At 66.4% G+C, this 24,371-nt stretch carries 21 protein-coding genes and 1 pseudogene; 16 read left to right on the top strand and 6 right to left on the bottom strand.

Annotated elements, in window-relative coordinates; translation table 11 throughout:
- Positions 1-5: 5 nt before the first annotated feature.
- From LWC34_RS23980 to LWC34_RS23955, 6 genes are all read left to right on the top strand, one after another.
- A complete protein-coding gene (locus LWC34_RS23980) occupies positions 6-1,847 on the top strand; it encodes a methylmalonyl-CoA mutase family protein (protein WP_233727391.1) in 1,842 nt (613 codons plus the stop codon).
- Entirely contained in the window at positions 1,844-4,021 is a 2,178-nt protein-coding gene (gene scpA, locus LWC34_RS23975; RefSeq protein ID WP_233727390.1) for a methylmalonyl-CoA mutase, read from the top strand. The genes LWC34_RS23980 and scpA overlap by 4 nt, the downstream gene beginning before the upstream one ends.
- Complete coding sequence (meaB, locus tag LWC34_RS23970) at positions 4,014-4,982, top strand: methylmalonyl Co-A mutase-associated GTPase MeaB (RefSeq protein WP_233727389.1); 969 nt, start codon at positions 4,014-4,016, stop codon at positions 4,980-4,982. Before scpA ends, meaB begins: the two co-directional genes overlap by 8 nt.
- A gap of 9 nt (positions 4,983-4,991) precedes the next feature.
- Positions 4,992-5,261 carry a hypothetical protein gene (locus LWC34_RS23965; RefSeq protein WP_233727388.1) on the top strand — a complete coding sequence of 90 codons (270 nt, stop codon included), beginning with the start codon at positions 4,992-4,994 and terminating at the stop codon, positions 5,259-5,261.
- A gap of 230 nt (positions 5,262-5,491) precedes the next feature.
- Complete coding sequence (locus tag LWC34_RS23960) at positions 5,492-6,757, top strand: M20 family metallopeptidase (protein WP_233727387.1); 1,266 nt, start codon at positions 5,492-5,494, stop codon at positions 6,755-6,757.
- A 62-nt stretch (positions 6,758-6,819) separates the two neighbouring features.
- The gene (locus LWC34_RS23955; protein WP_233727386.1) at positions 6,820-7,260 is read left to right on the top strand and encodes a hypothetical protein; all 441 of its coding nucleotides are present in this window, start codon (positions 6,820-6,822) and stop codon (positions 7,258-7,260) included.
- On the opposite strand, the gene LWC34_RS23950 is transcribed toward LWC34_RS23955, so the two are convergent.
- Entirely contained in the window at positions 7,257-7,706 is a 450-nt protein-coding gene (locus tag LWC34_RS23950; protein ID WP_233727385.1) for a gamma-glutamylcyclotransferase family protein, read from the bottom strand. The two genes, LWC34_RS23955 and LWC34_RS23950, sit on opposite strands and share 4 nt — an antisense overlap.
- A gap of 67 nt (positions 7,707-7,773) precedes the next feature.
- Here LWC34_RS23950 and LWC34_RS23945 point away from each other — a divergent pair, with 67 nt between their 5' ends.
- The 4 genes from LWC34_RS23945 (at position 7,774) to LWC34_RS23930 (ending at position 11,912) form a co-directional block, all read left to right on the top strand.
- Positions 7,774-8,289 (top strand): hypothetical protein, encoded by a 516-nt coding sequence (locus LWC34_RS23945; RefSeq protein WP_233727384.1) that lies wholly within the window; start codon positions 7,774-7,776, stop codon positions 8,287-8,289.
- Positions 8,290-9,042: 753 nt separating this feature from the next.
- Positions 9,043-10,446, top strand: a complete 1,404-nt coding sequence (locus LWC34_RS23940; protein WP_233727383.1) for an NAD(P)H-quinone dehydrogenase — start codon at positions 9,043-9,045, stop codon at positions 10,444-10,446.
- Between the two features lie 488 nt (positions 10,447-10,934).
- The gene (locus tag LWC34_RS23935; protein ID WP_233727382.1) at positions 10,935-11,300 is read left to right on the top strand and encodes a GVDTG sorting domain-containing protein; all 366 of its coding nucleotides are present in this window, start codon (positions 10,935-10,937) and stop codon (positions 11,298-11,300) included.
- A 6-nt stretch (positions 11,301-11,306) separates the two neighbouring features.
- Complete coding sequence (locus LWC34_RS23930) at positions 11,307-11,912, top strand: class F sortase (protein WP_233727381.1); 606 nt, start codon at positions 11,307-11,309, stop codon at positions 11,910-11,912.
- Between the two features lie 49 nt (positions 11,913-11,961).
- On the opposite strand, the gene LWC34_RS23925 is transcribed toward LWC34_RS23930, so the two are convergent.
- Positions 11,962-12,822 carry an LLM class flavin-dependent oxidoreductase gene (locus tag LWC34_RS23925; RefSeq protein WP_233727380.1) on the bottom strand — a complete coding sequence of 287 codons (861 nt, stop codon included), beginning with the start codon at positions 12,820-12,822 and terminating at the stop codon, positions 11,962-11,964.
- 49 nt (positions 12,823-12,871) lie between these two features.
- Between LWC34_RS23925 and LWC34_RS23920 the strand changes: the two genes are divergently transcribed.
- The 3 genes from LWC34_RS23920 to LWC34_RS23910 all read left to right on the top strand — a co-directional run bounded on the left by LWC34_RS23920 (position 12,872) and on the right by LWC34_RS23910 (position 14,901).
- Entirely contained in the window at positions 12,872-13,309 is a 438-nt protein-coding gene (locus tag LWC34_RS23920; protein WP_233727379.1) for a SixA phosphatase family protein, read from the top strand.
- Positions 13,310-13,564: 255 nt separating this feature from the next.
- Entirely contained in the window at positions 13,565-14,149 is a 585-nt protein-coding gene (locus tag LWC34_RS23915) for a GVDTG sorting domain-containing protein (protein ID WP_233727378.1), read from the top strand.
- 149 nt (positions 14,150-14,298) lie between these two features.
- Positions 14,299-14,901: a class F sortase gene (locus tag LWC34_RS23910; protein ID WP_233727377.1), complete on the top strand. Its 603-nt coding sequence runs from the start codon at positions 14,299-14,301 to the stop codon at positions 14,899-14,901.
- Positions 14,902-14,990: 89 nt separating this feature from the next.
- On the opposite strand, the gene glpK is transcribed toward LWC34_RS23910, so the two are convergent.
- Positions 14,991-16,499: a glycerol kinase GlpK gene (gene glpK, locus LWC34_RS23905; RefSeq protein ID WP_233727376.1), complete on the bottom strand. Its 1,509-nt coding sequence runs from the start codon at positions 16,497-16,499 to the stop codon at positions 14,991-14,993.
- A 16-nt stretch (positions 16,500-16,515) separates the two neighbouring features.
- Positions 16,516-17,256, bottom strand: a complete 741-nt coding sequence (locus tag LWC34_RS23900) for an MIP/aquaporin family protein (RefSeq protein ID WP_233727375.1) — start codon at positions 17,254-17,256, stop codon at positions 16,516-16,518.
- Positions 17,257-17,497: 241 nt separating this feature from the next.
- Between LWC34_RS23900 and glpD the strand changes: the two genes are divergently transcribed.
- Together glpD and LWC34_RS23890 are read left to right on the top strand one after the other, a co-directional pair.
- Positions 17,498-19,258: a glycerol-3-phosphate dehydrogenase gene (gene glpD, locus LWC34_RS23895; protein WP_372496575.1), complete on the top strand. Its 1,761-nt coding sequence runs from the start codon at positions 17,498-17,500 to the stop codon at positions 19,256-19,258.
- Between the two features lie 122 nt (positions 19,259-19,380).
- Positions 19,381-20,793 carry a transposase gene (locus tag LWC34_RS23890; protein WP_372496548.1) on the top strand — a complete coding sequence of 471 codons (1,413 nt, stop codon included), beginning with the start codon at positions 19,381-19,383 and terminating at the stop codon, positions 20,791-20,793.
- A gap of 115 nt (positions 20,794-20,908) precedes the next feature.
- On the opposite strand, the gene LWC34_RS23885 is transcribed toward LWC34_RS23890, so the two are convergent.
- Positions 20,909-22,141, bottom strand: coding sequence for an IS110 family RNA-guided transposase (locus tag LWC34_RS23885; protein WP_233727374.1), 1,233 nt, complete (start codon positions 22,139-22,141; stop codon positions 20,909-20,911).
- 140 nt (positions 22,142-22,281) lie between these two features.
- On the opposite strand from LWC34_RS23885, the pseudogene LWC34_RS23880 reads away from it, so the two are divergent.
- Positions 22,282-23,042 (top strand): annotated as a pseudogene (locus LWC34_RS23880) (S1 family peptidase).
- Between the two features lie 203 nt (positions 23,043-23,245).
- On the opposite strand, the gene LWC34_RS23875 reads toward LWC34_RS23880, so the two are convergent.
- Positions 23,246-24,367: an IS701 family transposase gene (locus tag LWC34_RS23875; protein ID WP_233728856.1), complete on the bottom strand. Its 1,122-nt coding sequence runs from the start codon at positions 24,365-24,367 to the stop codon at positions 23,246-23,248.
- Positions 24,368-24,371: the final 4 nt, after the last annotated feature.

The following is a 24,371-nucleotide window of genomic DNA, read 5'->3' as shown; positions in this document are numbered from 1 at the left end:
AAGGTATGAGTCAGGCGCACGAGCCGGAGTTCGTCCTCGCCGCGCAGTTCCCAACGCCCCAGCGTGCGCAGTGGGTGGACCTGATCGCGGGCGTGCTGCGCAAGTCGGGACGAGTTCCCGCCGACTTCGACGGCGACGCTGCCGGGAAGATCGCGACGAAGACCTACGACGACATCCTCGTCCAACCGCTGTATACCCGTGATGACGCCCCAGAAGCGGCAGGCATGCCGGGATTGCCGCCGTTTGTTCGCGGCAGCAAGCCCGAGGGCGCGATCGCGACCGGCTGGGACGTCCGGCAACGGCACGTCTTCACTGATCCAGCGGCCGCGAAGAAGGCGATCCTCGTCGACCTCGAACACGGCGTGACCTCGCTTTGGCTGGCCGTCGGCTCGGCAGGCCTGCCGATCGCGGCCCTTGAAGATGTGCTCGACGAGGTCTACGTCGACCTGGCGCCGGTCGTGCTCGACCCGGGCGCCGACTTCCTGGCGGCGGCGGATGCCCTGCTCAGCGTGCATTCGGACAAGGCGATCCCGGCCAGCGAGGTCGGCGGCAACCTCGGCGCGGACCCGCTCGGCCTGCGCGCGCGGACTGGCTCCACACAGGACTTCGATGGCGCGATCCAATTGGCCGTACGGATGTCCGACGAGTACCCAGCGCTCCGCACCCTTGTGGCCGACGCGCTGCCGTATCACCAGGCAGGCGGCTCGGACGCGCAGGAACTCGGGCTGTCCATCGCGACCGGCGTGGCTTATCTGCGTGCGTTGACTGACGCTGGCCTGACCGTCGAACAGGCCGCCAACCAGCTGGAGTTCCGGTATTCGGCCACCGCTGACCAGTTCAGCACGATCGCGAAGTTCCGGGCGGCGCGGCGCTTGTGGGCCCGTGTGCTGGAGGTTTCCGGCGCGCCGACCGTGCCGCAGCGCCAGCACGCGGTCACCTCGCCGGTGATGATGACTCGCCATGATCCCTGGGTGAACATGCTCCGGACCACCCTGGCGTGCTTCAGCGCCGGTGTTGGCGGCGCGGACGCCGTGACTGTGCTGCCGTTCGACCACGCGATCGGCCTGCCGGACGACTTCGCGCGGCGGATCGCCCGCAACACCCACGCGGTGCTGCTCGAAGAGTCCAAAGTGGCCGGAGTGATCGACCCGGCAGGCGGCTCGTACTACGTCGAACGGCTGACCGACGACCTGGCCGGCGCCGGATGGGCGTTCTTCCAGTCCATTGAGGCCGCGGGCGGGCTCGTGGCCGCTTTGGATTCGGGTCTGGTCGAGGAAAAGCTCGGCGAGACGTGGGCGAAGCGGTCGAAGAACCTGGCGCGCCGCAAGGATCCGCTCACCGGCGTGAGCGAATTCCCCAATCTGAACAAGAAACTTCCGGTCCGCGAGCCCGCACCAGCCGTCCCATCGGGTGGGTTGCCGCAGGTCCGGCTGGCCGAGGCGTACGAAGAACTGCGTGACCTCGCCGACGCGCAGCCGGAACGCCCGAAGGTCTTCCTCGCCACGCTCGGCCCGATCGCCGCGCACACCGTACGGGCGACGTTCGCGGCAAACCTGTTCCAGGCAGGCGGAATCGAGACGCCGAACGCGGGTGCGACGGCCACTGCGGACGAGGTTGCCAGGGCATTCACCGCGAGCGGCGCGCGGATCGCGTGCATTTGCGGCTCCGACAAGCTTTACGAGCAACGCGTACCCGATGTCGTGCAGGCGTTGCGTGCCGCCGGAGCGGTCAAAATCCTGCTCGCGGGCAAGGGCGACTACGCGGACGTCGACGGATACGTGCACGTCGGCTGTGACGTGCTGGCCGTGCTGCGGGATACCCTGAAGACGTTGGGAGTGGGAGCATGACGATCCCCGATTTCACACACGTCTCGCTGGGCGAACCGTCGCCGGGCGGTATCGCCGAGTGGCAGGCCGCGCTGGCGCAGTCCACCGGCAAGGGAGTCGACGCGCTGGTCTGGGAGACCCCGGAAGGCATCGGGATCAAGCCCGTCTACACCGCCGATGACCTCGACGGACTCGACTTCCTGGACACCTATCCGGGCATCGCGCCGTTCCTGCGCGGGCCGTATCCGGCGATGTACGTGACCCAGCCGTGGACCATCCGCCAGTACGCCGGATTCTCCACAGCCGAGGAATCCAACGCTTTCTACCGGCGCAACCTCGCCGCAGGTCAAAAGGGCCTTTCGGTCGCGTTCGACCTGGCGACGCACCGCGGCTACGACTCCGATCACCCGCGCGTGACCGGGGACGTCGGCATGGCCGGTGTCGCCATCGACTCGATCTACGACATGCGCCAGTTGTTCGAGGGCATCCCGCTCGACCAGATGAGCGTGTCGATGACCATGAACGGCGCCGTGCTGCCGGTGCTGGCGCTTTACGTCGTCGCCGCGGAAGAGCAGGGTGTGGCGCCGGAGCAGCTGGCCGGGACCATCCAGAACGACATCCTCAAAGAGTTCATGGTCCGCAACACCTACATCTACCCGCCGGCGAACTCGATGCGGATCATCTCCGACATCTTCGCGTACACCTCGCAGCACATGCCGAAGTACAACTCGATCTCCATTTCCGGCTACCACATGCAGGAAGCGGGCGCGACGGCCGATCTGGAGCTGGCGTACACGCTGGCCGACGGCGTCGAGTACATCCGCGCGGGCATGGCAGCCGGCCTCGAGATCGACAAGTTCGCGCCCCGGCTGTCGTTCTTCTGGGCGATCGGGATGAACTTCTTCATGGAGGTCGCCAAGCTGCGTGCGGCCCGGCTGCTGTGGTCCAAACTGGTCGCCCAGTTCTCGCCCCAGTCGCAGAAGTCCTTGTCGCTGCGGACACACAGCCAGACGTCCGGCTGGTCGCTGACCGCGCAGGACGTCTACAACAACGTGGTCCGCACGTGTGTCGAGGCGATGGCCGCGACCCAGGGGCACACGCAGTCCTTGCACACCAACGCATTGGACGAAGCGCTGGCGCTGCCGACGGACTTCTCCGCCCGGATCGCGCGGAACACTCAGCTTGTCCTGCAACAGGAATCCGGCACTACTCGGGTGATCGACCCGTGGGGCGGCAGCGCGTTCGTCGAGCGGCTGACCTACGAACTGGCTCGTAAGGCCTGGGGGCACATCTCCGAGGTCGAGGCCGCTGGCGGGATGGCCAAGGCGATCGACGCGGGCATTCCCAAGCTGCGCATCGAGGAAGCCGCGGCCCGCACGCAGGCCAGGATCGACTCCGGTCGTCAGCCGGTGATCGGCGTGAACAAGTACCGGCTGGACGCCGAAGAGCAGATCGATGTGCTCAAAGTGGACAATGCCGGTGTACGGGCGCAGCAGCTGGCGAAACTGGAGCGGCTGCGTGCCGAACGTGACTCCGGTGCGGTCGAGGATGCGTTGCGACGCCTGGAATCCGCCGCCGCTGGCACCGGGAACCTGCTTGAGCTGGCGATCGACGCGGCTCGTGCCAAGGCAACGGTCGGCGAGATCTCCGGTGCGCTTGAGAAGGTCTGGGGACGGCACTCCGGCCAGATCCGTACGATTTCCGGGGTGTACCGCGAGGAGGTCGGAACAGGAGTGGCAGGCGTGGACTCCGCGCGCCGGGTCGTTGACGCCTTCGCCGAGTCGGAGGGCCGCAGGCCGCGAATCCTGGTCGCCAAGATGGGCCAGGACGGCCACGACCGCGGCCAGAAGGTGATCGCGACGGCCTTCGCCGACCTCGGCTTCGACGTGGACGTCGGCCCGCTGTTCCAGACTCCCGGCGAGGTCGCGCGCCAGGCGATCGAGGCCGACGTGCACGTCGTCGGCGTGTCCTCGCTGGCCGCCGGGCACCTGACGCTGGTGCCCGCGCTGCGCAAGGAGCTGGCCGAACAGGGCAGGCCGGACATCATGGTCGTGGTCGGCGGCGTGATCCCGCCGCAGGACTTCGACCCGCTGTACGAGGCCGGTGCCGCGGCGATCTTCCCGCCGGGGACCGTGATCGCGGACGCCGTCGTGGATCTGCTCGGCAAGCTGCGGGTACAACTCGGGCATGACTGACTTCGTCCGCGGCGTGCTGGCCGGTGAGCGGGCCGTCCTGTCGAGGGCGATCACGCTCGTCGAGTCCACCCGGGCCGACCACCGCCAGCAGGCCCAGGAAATGCTGGTCGAGCTGCTGCCGCACGCGGGTGGCGCGCACCGGGTCGGCATCACCGGCGTGCCCGGAGTCGGCAAGTCGACATTCATCGACATGCTCGGCACCCAGTTGACTTCTGCCGGGCATCGCGTGGCCGTGCTCGCGGTGGACCCGTCGTCCAGCCGGACCGGCGGCAGCATCCTCGGCGACAAGACCCGGATGGCCCGGCTCGCGGTCGACCCGAACGCGTTCATCCGGCCGTCGCCGACGTCCGGCACGCTCGGGGGCGTCGCGCGGGCTACGCGCGAGACGATCGTGCTGATGGAGGCGGCGGGCTACGACATCGTGCTCGTCGAGACCGTCGGCGTCGGGCAGTCCGAGATCACCGTTGCCGGGATGGTCGACTGCTTCCTGTTCCTGACCTTGGCGCGGACCGGTGACCAGCTGCAGGGCATCAAGAAGGGCGTGCTCGAGCTGGCGGACGTGGTCGCGGTGAACAAGGCAGATGGTGATCATGAAAAGGAAGCGCGACGCGCCGCTCGTGAGCTCTCCAGCGCCATGCGGTTGCTGCGCAGCGGTGACGAGCTGTGGACGCCGCCCGTGCTGACGTGCAGCGGACTGACCGGCGCCGGGCTCGACGAGCTGTGGAACGAGGTCAACCGGCACCACCAGACGCTGGACGAGGCCGGTGCGCTCGCCGACAAACGCCGTCAGCAGCAGGTCGACTGGACCTGGGCGATGGTCCGCGACACGCTGATGACCCGATTGCGTGACCACGCCGAAGTCCGGTCCATCGCGCCTGAGCTGGAACGAGACGTTAGAGATGGGCGGTTGACCCCCACGATGGCCGCCGAGCGGATCCTGAAAGCCTTCGGTTTGCGATAACCTCAAACAATGATGCGAGCTGTGGCCGCTTGTGTGCTCGTTGTGCTGTTTTCTCTGCCCGTTGGGGCAGCAACGGCCGCACCTGCGGACCTCGCTCCGTACGCCCAGCAGACCGCCACCGCGCCAGCCGGGCCGTCCATCGCTCCTCAGCCGACCGAGGAGGAGCAAGCCAGCCAGCGGCAGCGTTTGGTGATCGGAATCGCCGCCGCACTGCTGCTCGGTATCGTGATCCTTGGCCACCGCGCCAGGCGTAAACGGGCCAAGAAGAACGCTGGGTGATCTCGATTCACCTGGACTGAACCCGGTCAACCGTTTGGCGCAGCCGCGCTACCGGCGGCCGGTTTGATCATCTGGTACATCACTCGTGCGTAAGCACGATGGTGCAGGATGGTGGCGAGTGACACTTATGTTGCGCCGACCGTGCACGATGTTCACTCAAGAACCTGAAGCTCGACCCCGGTACCACTGGTTCATTGGTTTGTTCCGTGGTGCTGCCGCGGAGGTGCGGCATGACTGTTCTGGACTCGCACGCCCAGGAGGGCGATCCTGACGTGCTGCTGACCGACTCCGGCGTCAGTATGCCCACTGTGGATGACATCGGAGCCGGTCGAGGGCCGTCCTGGTTGGACGGATGGCTTGCCGGCAGTATCGGCGACATCGTCGCCTGGTACCGGCACATCCACGCGCATCCCGAGCTGTCGAGGCAGGAGTTCCAGACCACCCAGCTGCTCGCCACGATGCTGGCGTCGGCCGGTTTGCAGCCGATCATCGGTCCAACCGGAACGGGGTTGATCTGCGACATCGGCACCGGCGACCGGTGTGTCGCACTGCGCGCCGACATCGACGCTTTGCCTTTGCAGGAGACAACTGGACTGCCGTTCGCGTCCAGGGTGGACGGCGTAGCGCATTCATGTGGACACGACGCGCACACGACGATCCTGCTGGCCGCGGGCCTCGCGCTGGCGTCAGCGCCCGAGTTGCCCGGCCGTGTCCGATTGGTCTTCCAGCCGGCCGAGGAAGTCATGCCCGGCGGCGCTTTGGACATGATCGAAGCCGGTGCGTTGAAGGGCGTCGAGCGGATCTTCGGGCTGCATTGCGACCCGCGCGTCGAGGTCGGCCGGGTCGGTACCCGCGTTGGCGCCATCACCTCCGCAACGGACCTGCTTGAGCTGCGGCTGACGTCACCTGGCGGCCACACTTCCCGTCCCCACCTGACCGCCGACCTGGTGCACGCGCTGGGCACGGTCATCACCGGCCTGCCCGCGCTGCTGTCGCGGCGTGTCGACCCTCGCTCCGGCACTGTGCTGGTTTGGGGCGCCGTGCACGCTGGTGAGGCACCCAACGCGGTGCCTGAGGAAGGCCTGCTGCGCGGCACCCTGCGTACCGGCGACCACGAGGTCTGGGAGGACCTGGAGCCCCTGGTCGCAGGGCTCGTGCAGTCGTTGGTGGCGCCGCTGGGTGTTGGTTACGAGCTGCACCACCGCCGTGGTGTGCCGCCGGTGGTCAACGACAGCGAAAGCACGGCCATCCTGCGTGCGGGCATCGAGTCCGCGCTGGGTGGGGATGCTCTCGCGGGGACCAAGCAGTCTTCCGGTGGCGAGGACTTCGGCTGGTACCTGGAGCACGTGCCGGGCTCCTTCGCCCGCCTCGGAGTGTGGCCTGGGGATGGAGTGATGAGGGACCTCCACCAGCCAACATTCCAGCTGGATGAGCGAGCTTTGTTGACGGGTGTCCGAGTGATGGTGCACACGGCGTTGACGGCACTAGCGGCCTAGTTATCCACAGGCGCTGTCAGTCGATCTGGCGGTGGAGTCATGCTTCCCGACATCGTGGAAGCATGACAAATTTGCTCACCCGAGCCTTCGAAGCCCTTCGGACTGCCGGACCAGAGGCAGTACTCACCCACCACACCGCGTTGGCCCTGTACGGCTGCAAGGCGGCCGATCGGGGCATCGTGCACGTCCTGGTTCCGGATCAACGCAGAGTCCGTTCCCGGCCAGGCGTCGACGTGCATCACGGCGACTTCTCCATCCGTGACGTGGAGAACGTCCATGGCCTTCGGGTGCTCTCACTCGACCACGCGCTCGCCCATGTGCTGTGCCGGGAGGCGTCCTCGGTCGCCCTGGCCTGCTTCGAACAGGCCGTGGAGAGATATCCGCCGGATCATCGTGGCGCCTTCGCCGAGCGTGTCGGCAGATGTATCCGTGCTCGTGCCGATCATCGAGGCCAGCGAAAGGCCCTGTTGATGCTCAGATCGTGCTACCGCCTTGCCGCCTAGGGGCCTATGCCCTGGCAGGGCCTGATCCGCAGGTCAGCGACGTAGTCAGCGGGCGCGCCCGCAGCCTCGGCGGCGTCGGCGACCACGCCCAGGTATCGCGCGGAAGGCAGACCACCCTCGTAGGCATCGAGAACGTACAGCCAGGCGACAACCGAGCCTTCCAACGTCTGGACCCGCAGCCGGATCTTCCGGTACAGGCCGAGCGCGCCCTCCCAGCGGTCCAGCCGGGATTCGTCGCGGGGACTGACGTCGTAGAGGACGGCGAACACCTGTGATTCGGGGTCTTCGACGATGGTCGCGAGTGCGCCCTCCCAGCCGAGGTCCTCGCCTCCGAAGGTCAGGCGCCAGCCCGTGAGCCACCCGGTACCCGCCATCGGCGAGTAGGGCGCTCGCTCGAGCATCTGGCTGGGATCCATGTTGGACCCGTACGCGGCATAGAGCGGCACGCGGACAGCGTAGCGACCCGACACATCCGGCGAAGGGATGCGGCTCGGGGAGTCGGATCAACAAGGCGTGGATACTCCCCGCCGACAGACGTCACTGGACAAGAATGAGGAGGTGTATTGCCTGGAAGCGGTGCTGGCAGACGAAGCGGTGCTCACAGACCTAGCCCGCACGATCCCTCACGCCCACATAGTGCCCATAGGGCAGCACGTGTCCTTGCTCCCAATAACCGGCGCGGTAGTGAACGCGCTCAACGACGGCACGGAGACCTGCTTAGAAGGATTCGCTCTAGCCCCAGCCACCCTCGGCCCCATGCTGGCAGGAAGCTCAAAGGCGGCCCCACTGGCCTACGTAGAAGCGGAGTACTTCGGCGGAGCAGGAACCCAGTCAGCCCAGATCTGGCACGAAGGAGAAATCATCCTCGGGCCTATACACCTGCGAGAAGGAGAACGCCCACCACCAGAAGGCACCCCCATCTCCCAAGCCCTAAGGCAGCTAGGTGTGGAGAAAGGCAACCACTTCGACGAGTTCGACGCAGTTGAGCTCGGCCGTCACCGCCGAACAGAAGACTGGCTGACAACCTGACCAAACCCAAAGGAGGCGAACCAAACAGACCGGCCAAGCCATGGAGCGCCCACGCGACTGAACCATGGAGTGGCCCACGCGGCCAAGCCATGGATGGACTAAGCAGGCGACCAAGTCGTGGGTTGCCAAAGCCTGAGCTGCCGAGCCCTACGCCCCCAAGTCATGGCCCGGCCAAACCCGAACCGACCGAGTCCGGGCCGTTGAGCCACGGAACTGCCAAGCCGTCGAGCAGTCCCCGCACGACCGAGCCGTGGACCCGGCCGAGCGGCCAAGTTCGTGGGGTTGTCGGGTCCGTCGGGTCCAGCGTCCGAACAAACCACCAGGCCGAGCCATGGACCAAGCAAGCCGCCAAGCCGTGGGGTTGCCGAGTCGCCAAGCCCCGGGCGTTCGGATAAGCAAAAGGCCACCACCGAGCCATCGAGCAAACAAGCAAGCGGCCAAGCCGAGCGATTGACCAAGCAAGCCGTCAAGCCATGAGCGGCCAGGCCGCGGAGGCCTGCTTGCCACCGGCTGCCGGACCATTGGTCATCGAGGTTGCCCGGTTGGCTCTGAGCTCCGCCCCAAATGAGTTCCGAAGCCTCAATGGACACCCACGGTCTCCGCGCTGGCAAGCGAACAGTGCCTTACCGCTGCCCGAACGCGGTTATAACCGCGGGCCAGGTGGGGTGAGCAGGGAATGCCCGGCTGCGTGACGGTGACGGTTCAAGCGTACGGTTTAGGGCGACCAGCTCGTGCGGTACAGGAGGAACCCCGTTGACCCGGATCGTGATCATGGGTGGCGGCGTCGGTGGCTACGAGGCGGCGCTGGTCGCAGCGCAGCACGGCGCGGACGTCACGATTGTTGAGCGCGACGGCCTAGGCGGCGCGTGTGTGCTGTACGACTGCGTCCCGTCGAAGACGTTCATCGCGTCGGCCGGTGCCCGGTCAGCCTTCCGCAACGCCGATGAGCTGGGGATCCGTACCAACGGCTCGGACGCGGCAGTCGAGGTGCCGGTCGTGCACGGCCGGGTACGCGGTTTGGCGCTCGCACAGTCGGCGGACATCCGTGCGCGCCTCCAGCGTGAAGGCGTGCGGCTGATCGCAGGCAACGCGCGGTTCGTCGACGAGCAGCCGGGGATGGCGGCCCACCTGATCGGCGTGACCCCGCACAACGGCGAGCCCGAAGTGATCGCAGCCGATGTGACACTGATCTCAACGGGAGCAACCCCGCGCGTGCTGCCCGGCGCGGTGCCAGATGGCGAGCGGATCCTCGATTGGCGCCAGCTGTACGACTTGACCGAGTTGCCGGAGCACTTGGTCGTTGTCGGTTCCGGCGTGACGGGCGCGGAGTTTGCCTCGGCCTACACCGAGATGGGCGTGAAGGTCAGCGTCGTCTCCAGCCGCGACCGCGTGCTCCCGCACGAAGACGCCGACGCGGCCGCTGTGCTCGAAGACGCCTTCGCCGAACGCGGTACGACGCTGTACAAGCACGCGCGTGCGGAGAAGGTCGAGCGAGTGACCGACGGCGTCGTCGTGCACCTGCAGGATGGCCGCAAGATCGAAGCGAGCCACGCGCTGATGACAGTCGGCTCAGTCCCGAACACCTCCGACATCGGCCTGGAAAAGGTCGGTATCGAACCGGGGCCTGGGGGATTCATCTCCGTCGACCGCGTGTCACGCACAGGCGTGCCAGGTGTGTACGCAGCAGGTGACTGCACCGGCGTGTTGATGCTGGCATCGGTCGCGGGCATGCAGGGCCGCATCGCGATGTGGCACGCGCTGGGCGAAGGTGTCGCGCCGATCAGGCTGAAGACCGTGGCGGCAAACGTGTTCACCCACCCGGAGATCGCGACGGTCGGCATCAGCCAGCACGCGATCGACTCGGGCGAAGTCCCCGCCCGCACAATCATGCTCCCGCTCGCGACCAACGCACGGGCCAAAATGGAGGGTCTGCGCCGCGGCTTCGTGAAGCTGTTCTGCCGCCCAGCGACCGGCGTGGTCATCGGCGGCGTGGTGGTCGCGCCATCGGCCAGCGAGCTCATCCTCCCGATCGCGATCGCCGTGCAGAACCAGTTGACCGTCGAGCACATGGCTTTGACGTTCTCGGTTTATCCCTCCCTGTCCGGTTCGATCACCGAGGCGGGCAGGCGTTTGATGCGCCACGACGACCTCGACTAGGCAGGCACCCAGTCGCCTTTGCCAATGCTGTCCGGTTTGATCATTCAGGCCGGACAGCGCGGGTCGGGAGCATCGGCGAAGCCAGGAGCGTTGTGAGGCTCGCGCTCGCCCGGGTAGCTTCGCAAGAGCCATCGCCTCGCCTACTTTCCAATGCTGTGGGACAGCCTGGTCTGATGCCTGATGCCCGATGCCTGTGCAGGTCAGGCCTTTGGCCATCGCCTCGCTGGCTTTCCGGTGCAGTGGGAGAGCCGGGCCTGCTGCTGTCCGATGCCTCGCTGCCTTTCTTCTGCTGTGGCACGGCTTCTGCCTGGGGAATTCGGTGGTGCTCACCTGTGCTGGCTGTTTGCCGATCGCGGTGACCAACGGTGTGGCTGACCCGGTGTTGGCTGGGCGGGAAAAAACTTTGAAACTCGGGGCAACCCGGAGATCGACTTGGGCGTGCTTGGTGCGAAGGCATGAACCCGCCTGAACTTGAGAAAGGGTCTCCGATGCGTATTCGCTCCACTGTGGCCGGTCTGGCGCTCGGCGCAGGTTTCTTGATTCTTGGTGCGCCCATCGCGATGGCGGACGCCGCAGCCTCCCAGCCGCCGACGCCGCCGACGTCGACTCGGCCGACCGAGACCCCAGGCACTCTTGTGCCGACGAGCACTCGGCTGACCACGCCGCCCACGGCCCGGGAGACCGCGCCGACTGAGCGGCCGAGGGTGCTCAGGCCGGTTGGTGCGCCGGAAACCGGTGCTGGCATGGAAGAGTCGTCCAGCCCGGCTGGGCCGCTGGCGATCGGCGGGATCGCGCTGGTGGCGGTCGCCGCCGGTGGGTCGGTGATCTACCGCCGCACGCGCAAGCAGGGCTGATCGCGGATGCGGAAATGGCTCGGTGGCGTCGTTCTTCTCCTCGCACTCGCGGGGTGCAGCGGTCAGGCCGAACAGCAACAACCGGCGGCGACGGGGCAACAGTCCATTGTGGAGGACAATGCCACGCCTGCCAAGGGTGTCGCTTCGTTGCCTGCTTCGACACCGACCGAGATCGTCATCCCGAAGATCGGCGCGCGTTCGTCGCTGATCCCGCTCGGCCTGAACGCGGACCAGACCATCCAGGTCCCGCCGGTCGACCAGCCGATGCAAGCAGGCTGGTACGACAAGGCGAGGACACCGGGCGAGCTGGGTCCCGCAGTCATCCTCGGCCACGTCGACGGCAAGAAGAAACCCGGGATCTTCTTCCGCCTCAAGGAGATGGCCGTCGGTGACGAGGTCTCCGTGTCCAGACAGGACGGGACGACCGCGCACTTCAAGGTCACGCACGTCGAGCAGATCGCGAAGAAGGAGTTCCCGAGCGAGAAGGTCTACGGCGACACCTACGGCTCGGAACTGCGGCTGATCACCTGCGGTGGCACGTTCGACCACGCGGCCCACAGCTACAAGGACAACATCATCGTCTACGCGACCTTGGTGCCTCCAACGTCCTGAGTGGATAGTGGGTGGTGATTTGGTGTGGGCCCCACACCAAATCGCGGCATCACGCGAGCGTCGGCGGTCCTTGGTCGATTCGCCTGCGAATCGCGTCGGCGTTGTCGAGTAACTCGCCGAACGGCATGCGCTCGTCCCACCACGTCACGCCCGCTTCAACGAGCGCTTGAAGCGTCGGCCATTCACCGGCTGGACTGGAACCACCGACCACGAAGTCGAACGGTTCGTCCGCCAAGCCTGCCTCGGCGCGCTCTGCTTGTAAGAACTTGCCTGCCGAGCGAACTTCGTCCAGTGGCGGCGGCTCTGCCTGCCATGCGCCGCTCAACATTGGAATGGCGCCGTCCCACCGTGCCGCGCGGCGCATCGGCGGCAGGTTCGGCCATCGCCCGCCGACCCAGATCGGCACGCGTGGCCGTTGTACGGGCGTCGGCCGGAACATCACGTCTCGTACTGTCACGTGCTTTCCCTCGAATGTCGTACGTTCCCCTGACCACAAGCGGTCAAGGACGGTCAGGCCCTCGTCGAGGCGCTCGGCGAGCACGCGCCGGGACGTCGGTTCGCCGAACGCGCCGTATTCGTCGTCAACGGGCTCGCCGAGACCCACGCCCAGGATCATCCGGCCGCCGGTGAGGTGGTCCAACGTGGTCACTTCGCGCGCGAGTTTCTGCGGGCGGCGGCGCGCGACCGGCGTGATCATCGTGCCGAGCTTGATCCGGCTGGTGACCAGGCCAGCCGCGGTGAGCAGGATCCACGGGTCCGCGATGTCCCTGACCAGACGCTTCTCGTGCACCACGTGGTCCCATATGAACAACGCGTCCCATCCCGCGTGCTCGACCGCTTGTGCGAGGACGGCAACGGCCTCCGGGTCGGCGAAGTCGCCGAAGTTCGGGATGTTCACTGAGAATCGCATGTCTCACACCATGCACCCGACCACCGACAAAAATGTCAGACTGGCCCGCATGACCGCCCGTACGCTGCTGATACTGCGGCATGCCAGCGCCGCGAACGAGCCTGGCACGGCCGACGCGGACCGTCCGCTGACCCCGATCGGCCGCAAGGAGGCCAGCGAGGCCGGACGGCGGCTCGCTGTGGCGAAGCCGGAACGCGTGCTGTGCTCGCCGGCGCTGCGCACGCGGCAGACCTGGCAGCAGGTCAGTGCGGAGCTGGCGAGTCAGCCCAAGGTCACCTTCGAACCGGGCATCTACGAGGCCAGCGTCGACGCGCTGCGTGAGCTGATCTGGCAGACCGGCGACGAGATCGGCACCCTGCTGCTGATCGGGCACAATCCGGCGGTGCACGAGCTGGCCTGGATCCTGCTCGGCGACCAAGCGCCACAACACTTTCCGCCGGCCAGCTTGGCCGAGGTGACGTTCGACGGGGCTTGGACTGAGCTTTAGGGCGACCAGTGCACATTCGCTTGATCGAGGTGAATTTTCGGCGGCTCAGCCGAGGCGTTGCAATACCAGACGCGTTACCAGCGCGGGTGGTTTAGTCATCAATAGGGGCAAAGCCGCCATTTTCTATCTCCGGTGAAGGTTGCTTGCAAAGTCTGGCAATTTTCGGGCGATCCCCGGCTCAACCATCTACCGTCATGGGCGTCTTTGTGGGTGAGAAAGCAGAACACACCTTTTCAAAGACTCGGGGAACCTGAAATGCACAAGAAGACCTTTTTCGGCACCGTTGCCCTCGGAATCGCCGGCCTCGCGCTGGCCGCACCCATGGCGAATGCGACGACGGCCAAAGGCTCGCTCGGCTTCGACCACAATCCGGCCAAGGCCGGCGACAAGATCAGCGTGATCGGCACCTGCGACGACCCCAAATTCACCACTGCCAAGGTGGATTCCACCGTGCTCGAGCCATTCGAGGTGTCCCTCAAGGACGACGGCAAGGGCGGCAAGGCGCTCACCGGCGCGACCACGGTCAAGAAGGACGCGAAGCCCGGCACCTACCCGGTGACCTACCAGTGCGGCACGGTCCGCGTGGCCTCGAAGCTGACCATCGTCACCGATGAAAAGACGAAGCCGACGGCCACTGCGACAAAGCCTGCCCCGGTCAAGCCGAGGGAGGCCCAGGTCGCGGTGAAGCCAAAGGGCTCGGCCAACACCGGAGACGGCAGCGAGGCCGCGGCCCAGCAGGATTCCGGGTCGGACGCGGGCATGTACGTGCTGGGCGGCGCGGGTCTGCTCGCGGCCGGTGGCGCGGGTGCCTACTTCTTGCGTCGTCGTTCGCACGCCTGAGGCACCGCGAATGTGGGGTGGCTTTGCCTCCGCGAGGTAAAGCCACCTTTTAAATGTCAGGGGAAACTCCTGAATTTTTGGGCGAAGTCCGGGGCAACCATCCGGCGTGCGGCACGTCTACACAACTGAGAGGAACGGGGGTCGGGGAAATGCGGAAGTGGTTGGGTGGCGCGCTCGTCGCGTTGGCATTGGTGCTCGGGGCATGTTCGGGGGAGCATGACGCATCGCCGCCGCCGACGAGTTCCGTTTCGTCTCAGGGCGACCAGGAGGACCAGGCGGTTAACGCGCTGCCAGCTTCCGTGCCGACGCATGTCTCGATTCCGAAGATCGGCGCGGAATCGTCGTTGGTCGCGCTCGGCCTGAATCCGGATCAGACGATCGAAGTGCCGCCAGTGAGCCAGCCGATGCAAGCGGGCTGGTACGACCAAGCGCCGACGCCTGGCGAGCTCGGGCCCGCGGTCATCCTCGGCCATGTGGACGGCAACCACCAAAAGGGAATCTTCTACCGTCTCAAGGATTTGGCGCAGGGCGACGAGATCTTCGTGACCCGCACGGACGGGACGAAAGCGAAGTTCGTGGTCGACCAGGTGAAGCAGGTTTCCAAGGACGACTTCCCGACCGACGAGGTCTACGGCAACACGACGAAGCCGGAACTTCGGCTGATCACCTGTGGCGGAGCTTTCGACAAGAACGCGCACTCCTATAAGGACAACATCGTCGTCTTCGCCTCGCTGGCACCGAACCAGGTCTAATCTCCGCTACACCTGGACCTGGTAGCAAAAAGCCCCTCGTGAGTGGTTAGGCGGGTTAGAACGCGCCTAACCACTCACGAGGGGTCAGGTCAGTCCGTCACCCAGTCGAAGGTCTTGGTGACGGCCTTCTTCCACTCCGCGTACAGGGCTTCCCGCTTGGCCTCGTCCAGTGCGGGCTCCCATTGCTTGTCCTGCGCCCAGTTGTTGCGGATGTCGTCCTCGCCGGACCAGAAACCGACCGCGAGGCCCGCGGCGTACGCGGCGCCCAGCGCCGTCGTCTCAGCGACCACCGGACGGATCACGGGGACGTTCAGGATGTCCGCCTGGAACTGCATCAGCAGCTCGTTGGCGACCATGCCGCCGTCGACCTTCAGCGCGGTCAGCGGGACGCCGGAGTCGGCGTTCATCGCGTCGATGACCTCGCGGGACTGGAAAGCGGTCGCTTCGAGCACCGCGCGGGCCAAGTGTCCTTTGTTGACGAACCGGGTCAGGCCGACGATCGCGCCACGGGCGTCAGACCGCCAGTAAGGCGCGAACAGGCCGGAGAACGCGGGCACGAAGTAGCAGCCGCCGTTGTCCTCGACCTGGCGGGCGTGCTCCTCGATCTCCGCGGCCGTGGTGATCATGCCGAGGTTGTCCCGGATCCACTGCACCAAGGAACCCGTTACGGCGATGGAACCTTCGAGCGCGTAGACCGTGTCGTTCGAGCCGATCTTGTAGCAAACCGTTGTCAGCAGGCCGTTCTCGCTCATCACCTTTTCGGTTCCGGTGTTGAGCAGAACGAAGTTCCCTGTGCCGTACGTGTTCTTCGCCTCGCCGGGGGACAGGCAGGCCTGGCCGAACGTCGCCGCCTGCTGGTCGCCGAGGATGCCCGAGATCGGCACGCCAGCCAGCGCGCCCTTCTCCCGGACGTGGCCGTAGACCTCCGAAGAGGACCTGATCTCCGGCAGCATGGATACCGGAATGCCCATCTCACCGGCGATTTCCGCGTCCCACTGCAGGGTGTCCAGATCCATCAGCATCGTGCGGGACGCGTTGGTCGGGTCCGTCACATGCACGCCGCCCTCGGGGCCGCCGGTCATGTTCCACAGCACCCACGTGTCCATGTTGCCGAACAGCAGCTCGCCGTTCTCGGCACGCTCGCGTGCACCGTCCACATTGTCCAGAATCCAACGGATCTTCGGACCGGAGAAGTACGTCGCCAGCGGCAGACCCGTCTTGGCCCGGTAACGCTCCTGGCCACCACCCAGCGCGCCGAGCTCGTTGACGATCTTGTCGGTTCGCGTGTCCTGCCAGACGATCGCGTTGTACACCGGCTTGCCGGTCGCTTTCTCCCACACCACCGCGGTTTCGCGCTGGTTGGTGATGCCGACCGCGGCGATGTCCGAGACGTGCAGGTCCGCCTTGGCGACCGCGCCTGCCGCTACTTCCCGCGTGTTGCGCCAGACCTCTTCCGGATCGTGCTCGACCCACCCGGCCTTGGGGAAGATCTGCTCGTGCTCCTTCTGGTCGACCGAGACCACCCTGCCGTCATGACTGAAGATCATGCACCGGGTGGACGTGGTTCCCTGGTCGATCGCGGCCACGTACTGGGCCATGGTGCGCTTTCCTTTCCTAGACAGGCAGTACGAGGTACAGCAGACCTGCGAGCAGCGCGCCGATCAGCGGACCGACGACCGGCACCCAGGAGTATCCCCAGTCCGCGTTGGCCTTGCCGCGGATCGGCAGCAGGGCGTAAGCGATCCGGGGACCGAGGTCACGCGCTGGGTTGATGGCGTAGCCCGTGGGGCCACCGAGTGACGTACCGATCACCAGCACGACGAACGCGACGCCCGCGTATCCCAGTGCGGAGTTGCCGAACTGCGGCACGCCGTCAGTGCCGAGCTTGACCGCCGGGCTCAACAGGATCCAGCCGACCAGCACGAAAGTACCGATCACCTCGGTGATCGTGTTCCACAGTGGATTGCGCACGGTCGGTGCCGTGCAGAAGATGCCGCGGGTGTTCTCCGGCTCAGGGTGCCTGTCGAACTGCAGTTTGTAGGTCGCCCAGCACAGCGTGGCACCGATGATCGCGCCGACCATCTGGGCGAGGATGTAGATCGGGACGTCCGCCCACGCCACCTTGTCGGTGACCGCGAGACCCAGCGTCACCGCCGGGTTGAGGTGCGCTCCGCTCGGTGCGGCGATGCTCGCGCCAGTGAACACCGCGAAGGCCCAGCCGATGTTCACGAAAAGGAATCCAGCGCCGCTACCGAGCGTGTCTCTCAGTACGTGGTTTGCCACCACCCCGTTGCCCAGCAGGATCAGTACGGCGGTACCCAGCATCTCCCAGACGAATATCTCGCCCGCGCCCATCGCCACCTCCAACGTTCGGCCACACGGACCTGGGCAGACGAGCGAAGCCCCCATTGGCAACGCTGCCAAACCCCTCGGTGAGCAGCGACGTTAGTGCGCGCTAACCATGATGTCCATGATCCGGTCGGCGCAATCCTTCTCACGTGTCCGCACGGCGCGATTGTCGGTGGTTGGCGGTAGCGTGAGGGACGAACAGCGCAATCGAGTCGCGCACGCAGTCGAAACGGGCAGGAGGCGTTACGTGGCCAGCCGGAAGCCAAGCCAGCCAGTCCGCACCGCAGACCCGGTGACCGTCCCAGGTCGCTTGGGCCCGGCCGAACGCGAGAACTCCTGGCGCAGGCTTGGCGGGGAAACGTTCGATCTTGTCGTGATCGGCGGCGGTGTAGTCGGCGCGGGCACAGCGCTCGACGCCGCGACCCGTGGCCTGCGAGTGGCCCTTGTGGAGGCGCGCGACCTGGCATCGGGGACGTCCAGCCGGTCGTCGAAGCTGTTCCACGGCGGCCTGCGTTACCTGGAGCAGCTCGAGTTCGGGTTGGTTCGTGAGGCGCTGCGCGAGCGTGAGCTCATGCTGACCAGAATCGCGCCACACCTCGTGAAGCCCGTCGCGTTCCTTTATCCGCTCACGCACCGCGTGTGGGAACGGCCGTACACCGCGGCCGGACTGTTCCTGTACGACACGATGGGCGGCGCGCGATCCGTACCCGGTCAGAAACACCTGACCAGGGCAGGGGCCCTGCGTATGGTGCCCGCGTTGAAGCGGGACGCGCTCATCGGCGGCATCCGTTACTTCGACGCGCAGGCCGACGACGCGCGCCACACCATGACCGTCGCGCGCACTGCTGCCCACTATGGCGCGGTTGTCCGGACGTCCACGCAGGTCATTGGCATGGTCAGGGAAGCGGACCGTGTTTCCGGCGTGCGCGTGCGTGACGTCGAGGACGGCCGCGAGACCGAGATCCAGGCCAACGCGGTGATCAACGCGACCGGTGTGTGGACCGACGAGTTGCAGCGCTTGTCCGGCAGTCGCGGCCGGTTCCGCGTGCGGGCGAGCAAAGGCGTGCACATCGTGGTGCCGCGCGACCGGATCGTGTCGGAAGCCGGGATGATCCTGCGTACCGAGAAGTCGGTGCTGTTCGTGATCCCGTGGGGCAGTCACTGGATCGTGGGAACCACGGACACGGACTGGAACCTCGACCTGGCGCATCCGGCGGCGACCAAAGCCGACATCGACTACATCCTTCAACACGTCAACGCGGTCCTGGCGACGCCGTTGACGCACGACGACATCGAAGGTGTCTACGCGGGACTGCGGCCGTTGCTGGCCGGGGAAAGCGAAGAAACTTCAAAGCTGTCGCGGGAACACGCCGTTGCCCGTGTCGCCCCGGGTTTTGTGGCGATCGCAGGCGGCAAGTACACGACGTACCGCGTGATGGCGGCCGACGCCGTGGACGCGGCCGCGGTCGATCTGCCCGGCCGGATCCAACCGTCCATTACGGACAAGGTCCCGCTGCTCGGCGCCGACGGCTACCACGCTCTGGTGAACCAAGCGGACCAGTTGGCAGCGAAGGCTGGTGTGCACCCGTATCGCGTGCGGCATCTGCTCAACCGGTATGGCTCGATGGTCCACCAGGTGCTCGCGCTGGCGGAGAACCGGCCGGAGCTGCTCAAGCCGCTGACCGCGGCGCCGGATTACCTGCAGGTCGAGGTGGTGTACGCGACGAGTCACGAAGGCGCGCTGCACCTGGAGGACGTGCTGGCCCGGCGGACCAGGATCTCGATCGAGTACGCGCACCGGGGCGTGGACGCGGCCGAGCAAGTGGCCGGTCTGATGGCCGAGATCCTTGGCTGGGACGACGCGACGATCAAACGCGAGGTTGAGCTGTACAACGCGCGCGTTCAGGCCGAGCGTGACTCGCAGACCCAGCCGAATGACGAGGCCGCGGACGCGTTGCGGTCCAAGGCACCCGAAGCCCGAGCCCAGATCACCGAGCCGGTCAGCTAAAAACCTCGTGAGTGTTTTCGCCGGTCTGGTGTTTTAACGTTCCGGGTGGTTGATCTTTGACATGGAGGCGGCCACCGCTCGATGATCTTGGTTCCTTCCACAGAACTTTGATCACGAAAGCGGTGGCCGTGTCTGGCAGTGTGCCTGATGGATCCCTTGTAGGCCAACTCCGGCGGCTGCGGCGGTTCCGCCGGGCGGTGTATGAGTCGTTCACGAGGTGGCCGGATGTGTTGTTCGAGATGGTGGACGCGTTGTTGTGTCATCCGGGCCGGTTGGAGTCGTTGCCGTATCTAAGCTTGGAGCCGGTGTTGCGGCGTGGGCATGGCAGTGTGTATGCCGCGTTGGATCGGGGCCGGATCGACGCCGCGGTGTTGGCGGGTGTGTTGGCGGGTGTGGTGGATCGGTCCTCGGGGCTGGTGTTCGCGTTGGATTGTTCGCAGTGGCCGCGTCCGGATGCGCCGACCAGCCCGGACCGGACGTTGAACTACGACGCGGGCAAGGATGTTGGCGGTGGCAGCGGGGTGGTGACTCCGGGCTGGTGGTTTCAGTGGCTGGCCGCGACCGGGACGAGCGGTTCGTCGTGGGCGTCGCCGGTGGCGGTGGCGCGTATCGCGGTGGGTGAGAACCACAATGTGGTTGCTGTCGGGCAGATCGAGGCGTTGCTGAAGCAGGTGGCTGCCGACCGGGACCCGGACGGTGGTGATGATGGTGGTGGTCTGGTTCCGATTGTGTGTGCTGACGGGGACTACAGCCCGGTGTATCTGGGTGGCCGGTTGACCGGCGAGCGGGTGCAGATCGTGGTCCGGTTGCGTAAGGACGCGGTGGTGATGGCCGATCCGCCGCCGCGGGAACCAGGCACGATCGGGCGGCCGCGAGTGCACGGGCCAAAGATGAAACTGTCCGATCGCCGTAGCTGGCGTGACCCGGACGAATACCTCGCGGTGCCCGCCGAGCCTGGGCGGGCCGCGGTGAGTGTGTCGGTGTGGCATGGGATGCACCCGCGTGCCTCGGAATCGGCGGCACTGCGGGAACCTGGCTACCGGCCCGGGTACTCCCGCCCGGTGACCCGGGGCAGTGTGGTCTGGGTGTGTTCGGCCGACCCGGCGTACCCGCCGATGTGGTTGTTCTGGACCGGGCCTGAGGGCTCGTTCGATCTTGACCGGGTGTGGCGGGCGTATCTGCGCCGTTACGGCATCGAGCACCTCTTCCGGTTCCTCAAGCAATACCTGGCTTGGACCCGCCCTCGAGTGCGTGGCCCCGAGCAAGCCGAGCGGTGGAGTTGGCTGGTGGCTGTGGCTTATGTTCACCTGGTCCTGGCGCGTGGGCTCATCGCCGATCAGCGACTGTCCTGGGAACGACGCCGGGGACCGCTCAGCCCGCTACGGGTCAAACGCGGGTTTCGTGGGCTTCACCCGCGCCTGGGATCTCCGGCGAAACCGCGAAAACCTTCACGGCCCGGTCCGGGCCGCCCGACAGGGCATACATCCATCCCCGCGACGCGGCATCGCATCGTCCGTCCAGTGACAAAAACCTAAACCCAGCAACGAAAGCAGGGCCGCCGCTCCGCGACGGCCCTGCCCACCATGCCCTCACAACGTTAAAACACCAGACCGGCGAAAACACTGGGTCGAAAATAAGGCTGTGGGGCTGTTAGGCGGCCTCCTCGACGGTGACGCGGTAGCCGAGTCGGGTCAGTTGGGTGGTCAGGCGTTGGGCTTGGCGGGTGCGGCCGATCCGGTTGGTGCAATGGTCGGGGCCGAGGTCGTGGTAGTCGGTGTTGTGGGTGAGCATGTGCCAGATCGCGGTCAGGATGCTGTGGCCGACGGCGACCAGGGCGCGTTTCTTGCCCCGTCGTGTGACCAGCCTGCGGTAGCGGGCGGCGAGGTAGGTGTGTTTGGTTCGGGAGGCGGCCATGGCCGCCTCCCCGAGCGCGGCGCGGAGCCAGCTGTCGCCTTTGCGGGTGCGGCCGGAGTAGTGCTTGCCGGCGGATTCGTTGTTGCCGGGGCACATCCCGGCCCAGGAGGCCAGATGATCGGCGGTGGCGAAGCGGGACATGTCCGGGCCGATCTCGGCGATGACGATCTCGGCGATACGTGTGCTGATCCCGGGAATGGTGATCAACCGCTCGATCTGATGACGAAAGGGCTCGATCTCGACATCGATCTGGGCGCTGATGGTGTCCATGGTGGTGTCGGCGTGATCGATCCGGTCCAGCATGGCCCGGCACAGCAGGGCGTGATGCGCGGTGAACCGGCCGTCCAGCGCGTGTCGTAGTTGGGGGATCTTGGCCCGCATCCGGCCCCGGGCCAGCTCGGCCAGTGCGTGCGGGTCACGCACCCCCGCGATCAACGCCTCGAGCATCGCCCGGGTGGATTTGCTCAGTGTCTCGGAGGTGACCGAGGTGATCTTGATACCGGCGTCCTCGAGGAACTTCTCCAGCCGTTGGACTTCCCGGGTGCGTTCGTGCACCAGGCTGGCGCGATACCGGGTCAGATCCCGCAACCGGCGGATCGGGGGTGGCGGCACGAAACTCGGCCGCACCAAACCGTGCTCCAGCAGCCGGGCGATCCACGCCGCGTCGGACACATCGGTCTTGCGGCCGGGCACGTTATGCATGTGTCGGGCGTTGAGCAGCCAGCATTCGAACTGGTCTTCCAACAGGTAATACACCGGCTTCCAATACACGCCAGTGGCTTCCATCCCGACCACGCTCACCTCGTGCTCGGTCAGCCACTGCCGGCAGTCCAGAATCCCGTTGGTCATCGCTGAGAACGTCCGGACCTCACCACGCCGCCGGCCGCCCGCACCAGGCTCTCGCACACACACCGTGAAACTGGTCTTACCGATGTCCAGACCCGCACACCGCTCGATCACCATGTCCATCACACACCTCCCACAGACCTGTCCAGATCACTGGCCGGGTCCGGGAAGCCCGGGGCAACAGAAGACTCTGGGTCGCGTGCTCGAAGCAACGGTTCTCCGTGACCCGGATCACCTTCCGGGCCCACAAAAGGAGAATCGGAATGAAGGCACGGTCCCTGCTCGCCGGCCTGTTCACCGCTGGAGTCGCGCTCGCTGGTCTGGTCATCCCGGCCGCGGCGGCGCAGGCGGATCAGCCAACAGGGCGTCGAACCGATGATTGTCAACGGCCGCCCGGCCTCTGAAGTCTATTCGTTCATGGTTTCCCTGCAGTCCGCCTCCGGCGGCCACTCCTGTGGTGGCTCGCTGATCAAGGCGAACTGGGTCGTCACCGCGGCACACTGTGGCCAGCCGGCCCAGGTTCGCGTCGGCACAACCAACCGGACCACCGGTGGTTCGGTCGCCCGCGTCACCCGGCGGATCGCTCACCCGTCGGCTGACCTCGCCGTTCTGCAGCTGGCGACCTCGGTGCCACAGGCGCCGATCGCCATCGCCGCGACCTCCGGCCCGGACGGCACCGCCACCCGGATCATCGGCTGGGGCCAGACCTGCCCGATCCGTGGCGGCTGTGGCGCGCCGGTCGGTCTGCAGGAGCTGGACACGTCGATCGTGGCGGACAGCCGGTGCACCGGCGGCGGCATCCGCGGCGCGACCGAGATCTGCACCAAACAACACCGGCGGCAACTCCGGTGCCTGCTACGGCGACTCCGGTGGCCCGCAGGTCAAGCGGGTCAACGGCGTGTGGCAGCTGATCGGTGCCACCAGCCGGTCCGGCAACGGTGACGCGCGCTGCGCCACCGGGCCGTCGATCTACGTCGATACCTCGGCGCTGGCCAGCTGGATCCGCACCAACAGCGGCGGCTGACAAAAGCTCGTGAGTGGTTAGTACGGCAGCAGCACAGTGTTATGTCTGTTGATATGTGCGGTGTTGTCGCTGGTAGTGGCTGTGGCGGGCGCGGGTCTGGTGGCGTCGGCGCCAGGTAGACCAGTGCTGGATGTGTGCTCGGGGGTGTACTGGACGGGTGAGGGTGGCCCAGAGTCGTCGGATTTCGTTGCAGGATAACGGGATCAGCCGATCAGGATCGGTTCTGGCGCCCCCTTTTCCGGTGTCCTATAGCGTGGTGGTGGGGTGCGGATGCGTTCAGTATGGGCGGTCACGGCCAGGAACGCCGCGGCGAGCATGGCCAGGGTGATGTGCCGGTACCACGCGATGTACTTGCGGACTTGATAATGGTCCAGCCCGGTCTCGTTCTTGGCGAACTGGAAGGTTTCCTTCACCGCCCAACGGGATCCGGCCACGCGCACCAGTTCCGCGAGTGGCACCGGACCGGCGGTGTGGCAGACGTAGTAGGCCAGATCGGTCGGATCGCTGATCGAGCGACGCACCAGCAGCTGATGCCGCTCGCCGGGACCGGGATCGATCAGCAGCCAGTCATACAAGCGGTGGCCCTTGCTGCCCCGCCCGGCCGAGAGCCGCTGCCAGCCCCGCGCCGGTGCCCGGCCGGCCAGCACGTCCGCGCGCGCCGGCCCGGTCGGCGTGGTCACCTGGTAATCGCAGGACACCGCCAGCACGTAGTTCACCGCCTGCTCGGCCAGCCAGTCGCGCAGGGCCGGGTTGTCGCCGTAGAGCTCGTCCGCGGTGAACCAGCCCACCGTGACCCCGGCCTCCAGCAGCCGGGCGAGCATCCGGCGGGCCAGCTCGGGTTTGGTCGCGAACTCGACCTCGTCGCCGATCCCGGCCTCGCGACAGCGATCCCGGTCGGCACACCAGGACTTCTGCGGCAGGTAGAGCTCCCGGTCGATCAACGCCCGGCCATGCCGGGAGACATAGGTCAGAAACACGCCGACCTGACAGTTGTCGATCTTGCCCGAGGTGCCGGTGTACTGGCGTTGCACACCCGCGGATTTGGTGCCCTTCTTGATGAATCCGGTCTCGTCGCCGACGAACACCCCACTCGGGTCATCCAGATGCGCCAGCACGTAGCCACGCACATCGTCGCGCACCGCCTCGGCGTCCCAGCGGTAGAAGTTCAGCAGGCGCTGCATGCCGTCCGGGCTGCTCTCCCCGGCGAGCTCCGCCAACGACCAGGAGTTCTTGCGCTCCACACCAGACAGCAGCCCGAGTAGGTACTTCTGAGCACGGGCACGCGAATCGGCCTGCGCGAACCGGCCAGCTACCAGCGCGAACATGTCA

The sequence above is a fragment of the Kibdelosporangium philippinense genome (assembly GCF_021390435.2).
GTDB lineage: Bacteria > Actinomycetota > Actinomycetes > Mycobacteriales > Pseudonocardiaceae > Kibdelosporangium > Kibdelosporangium philippinense.
This window is presented reverse-complemented; position numbering and strand designations above follow the sequence as displayed.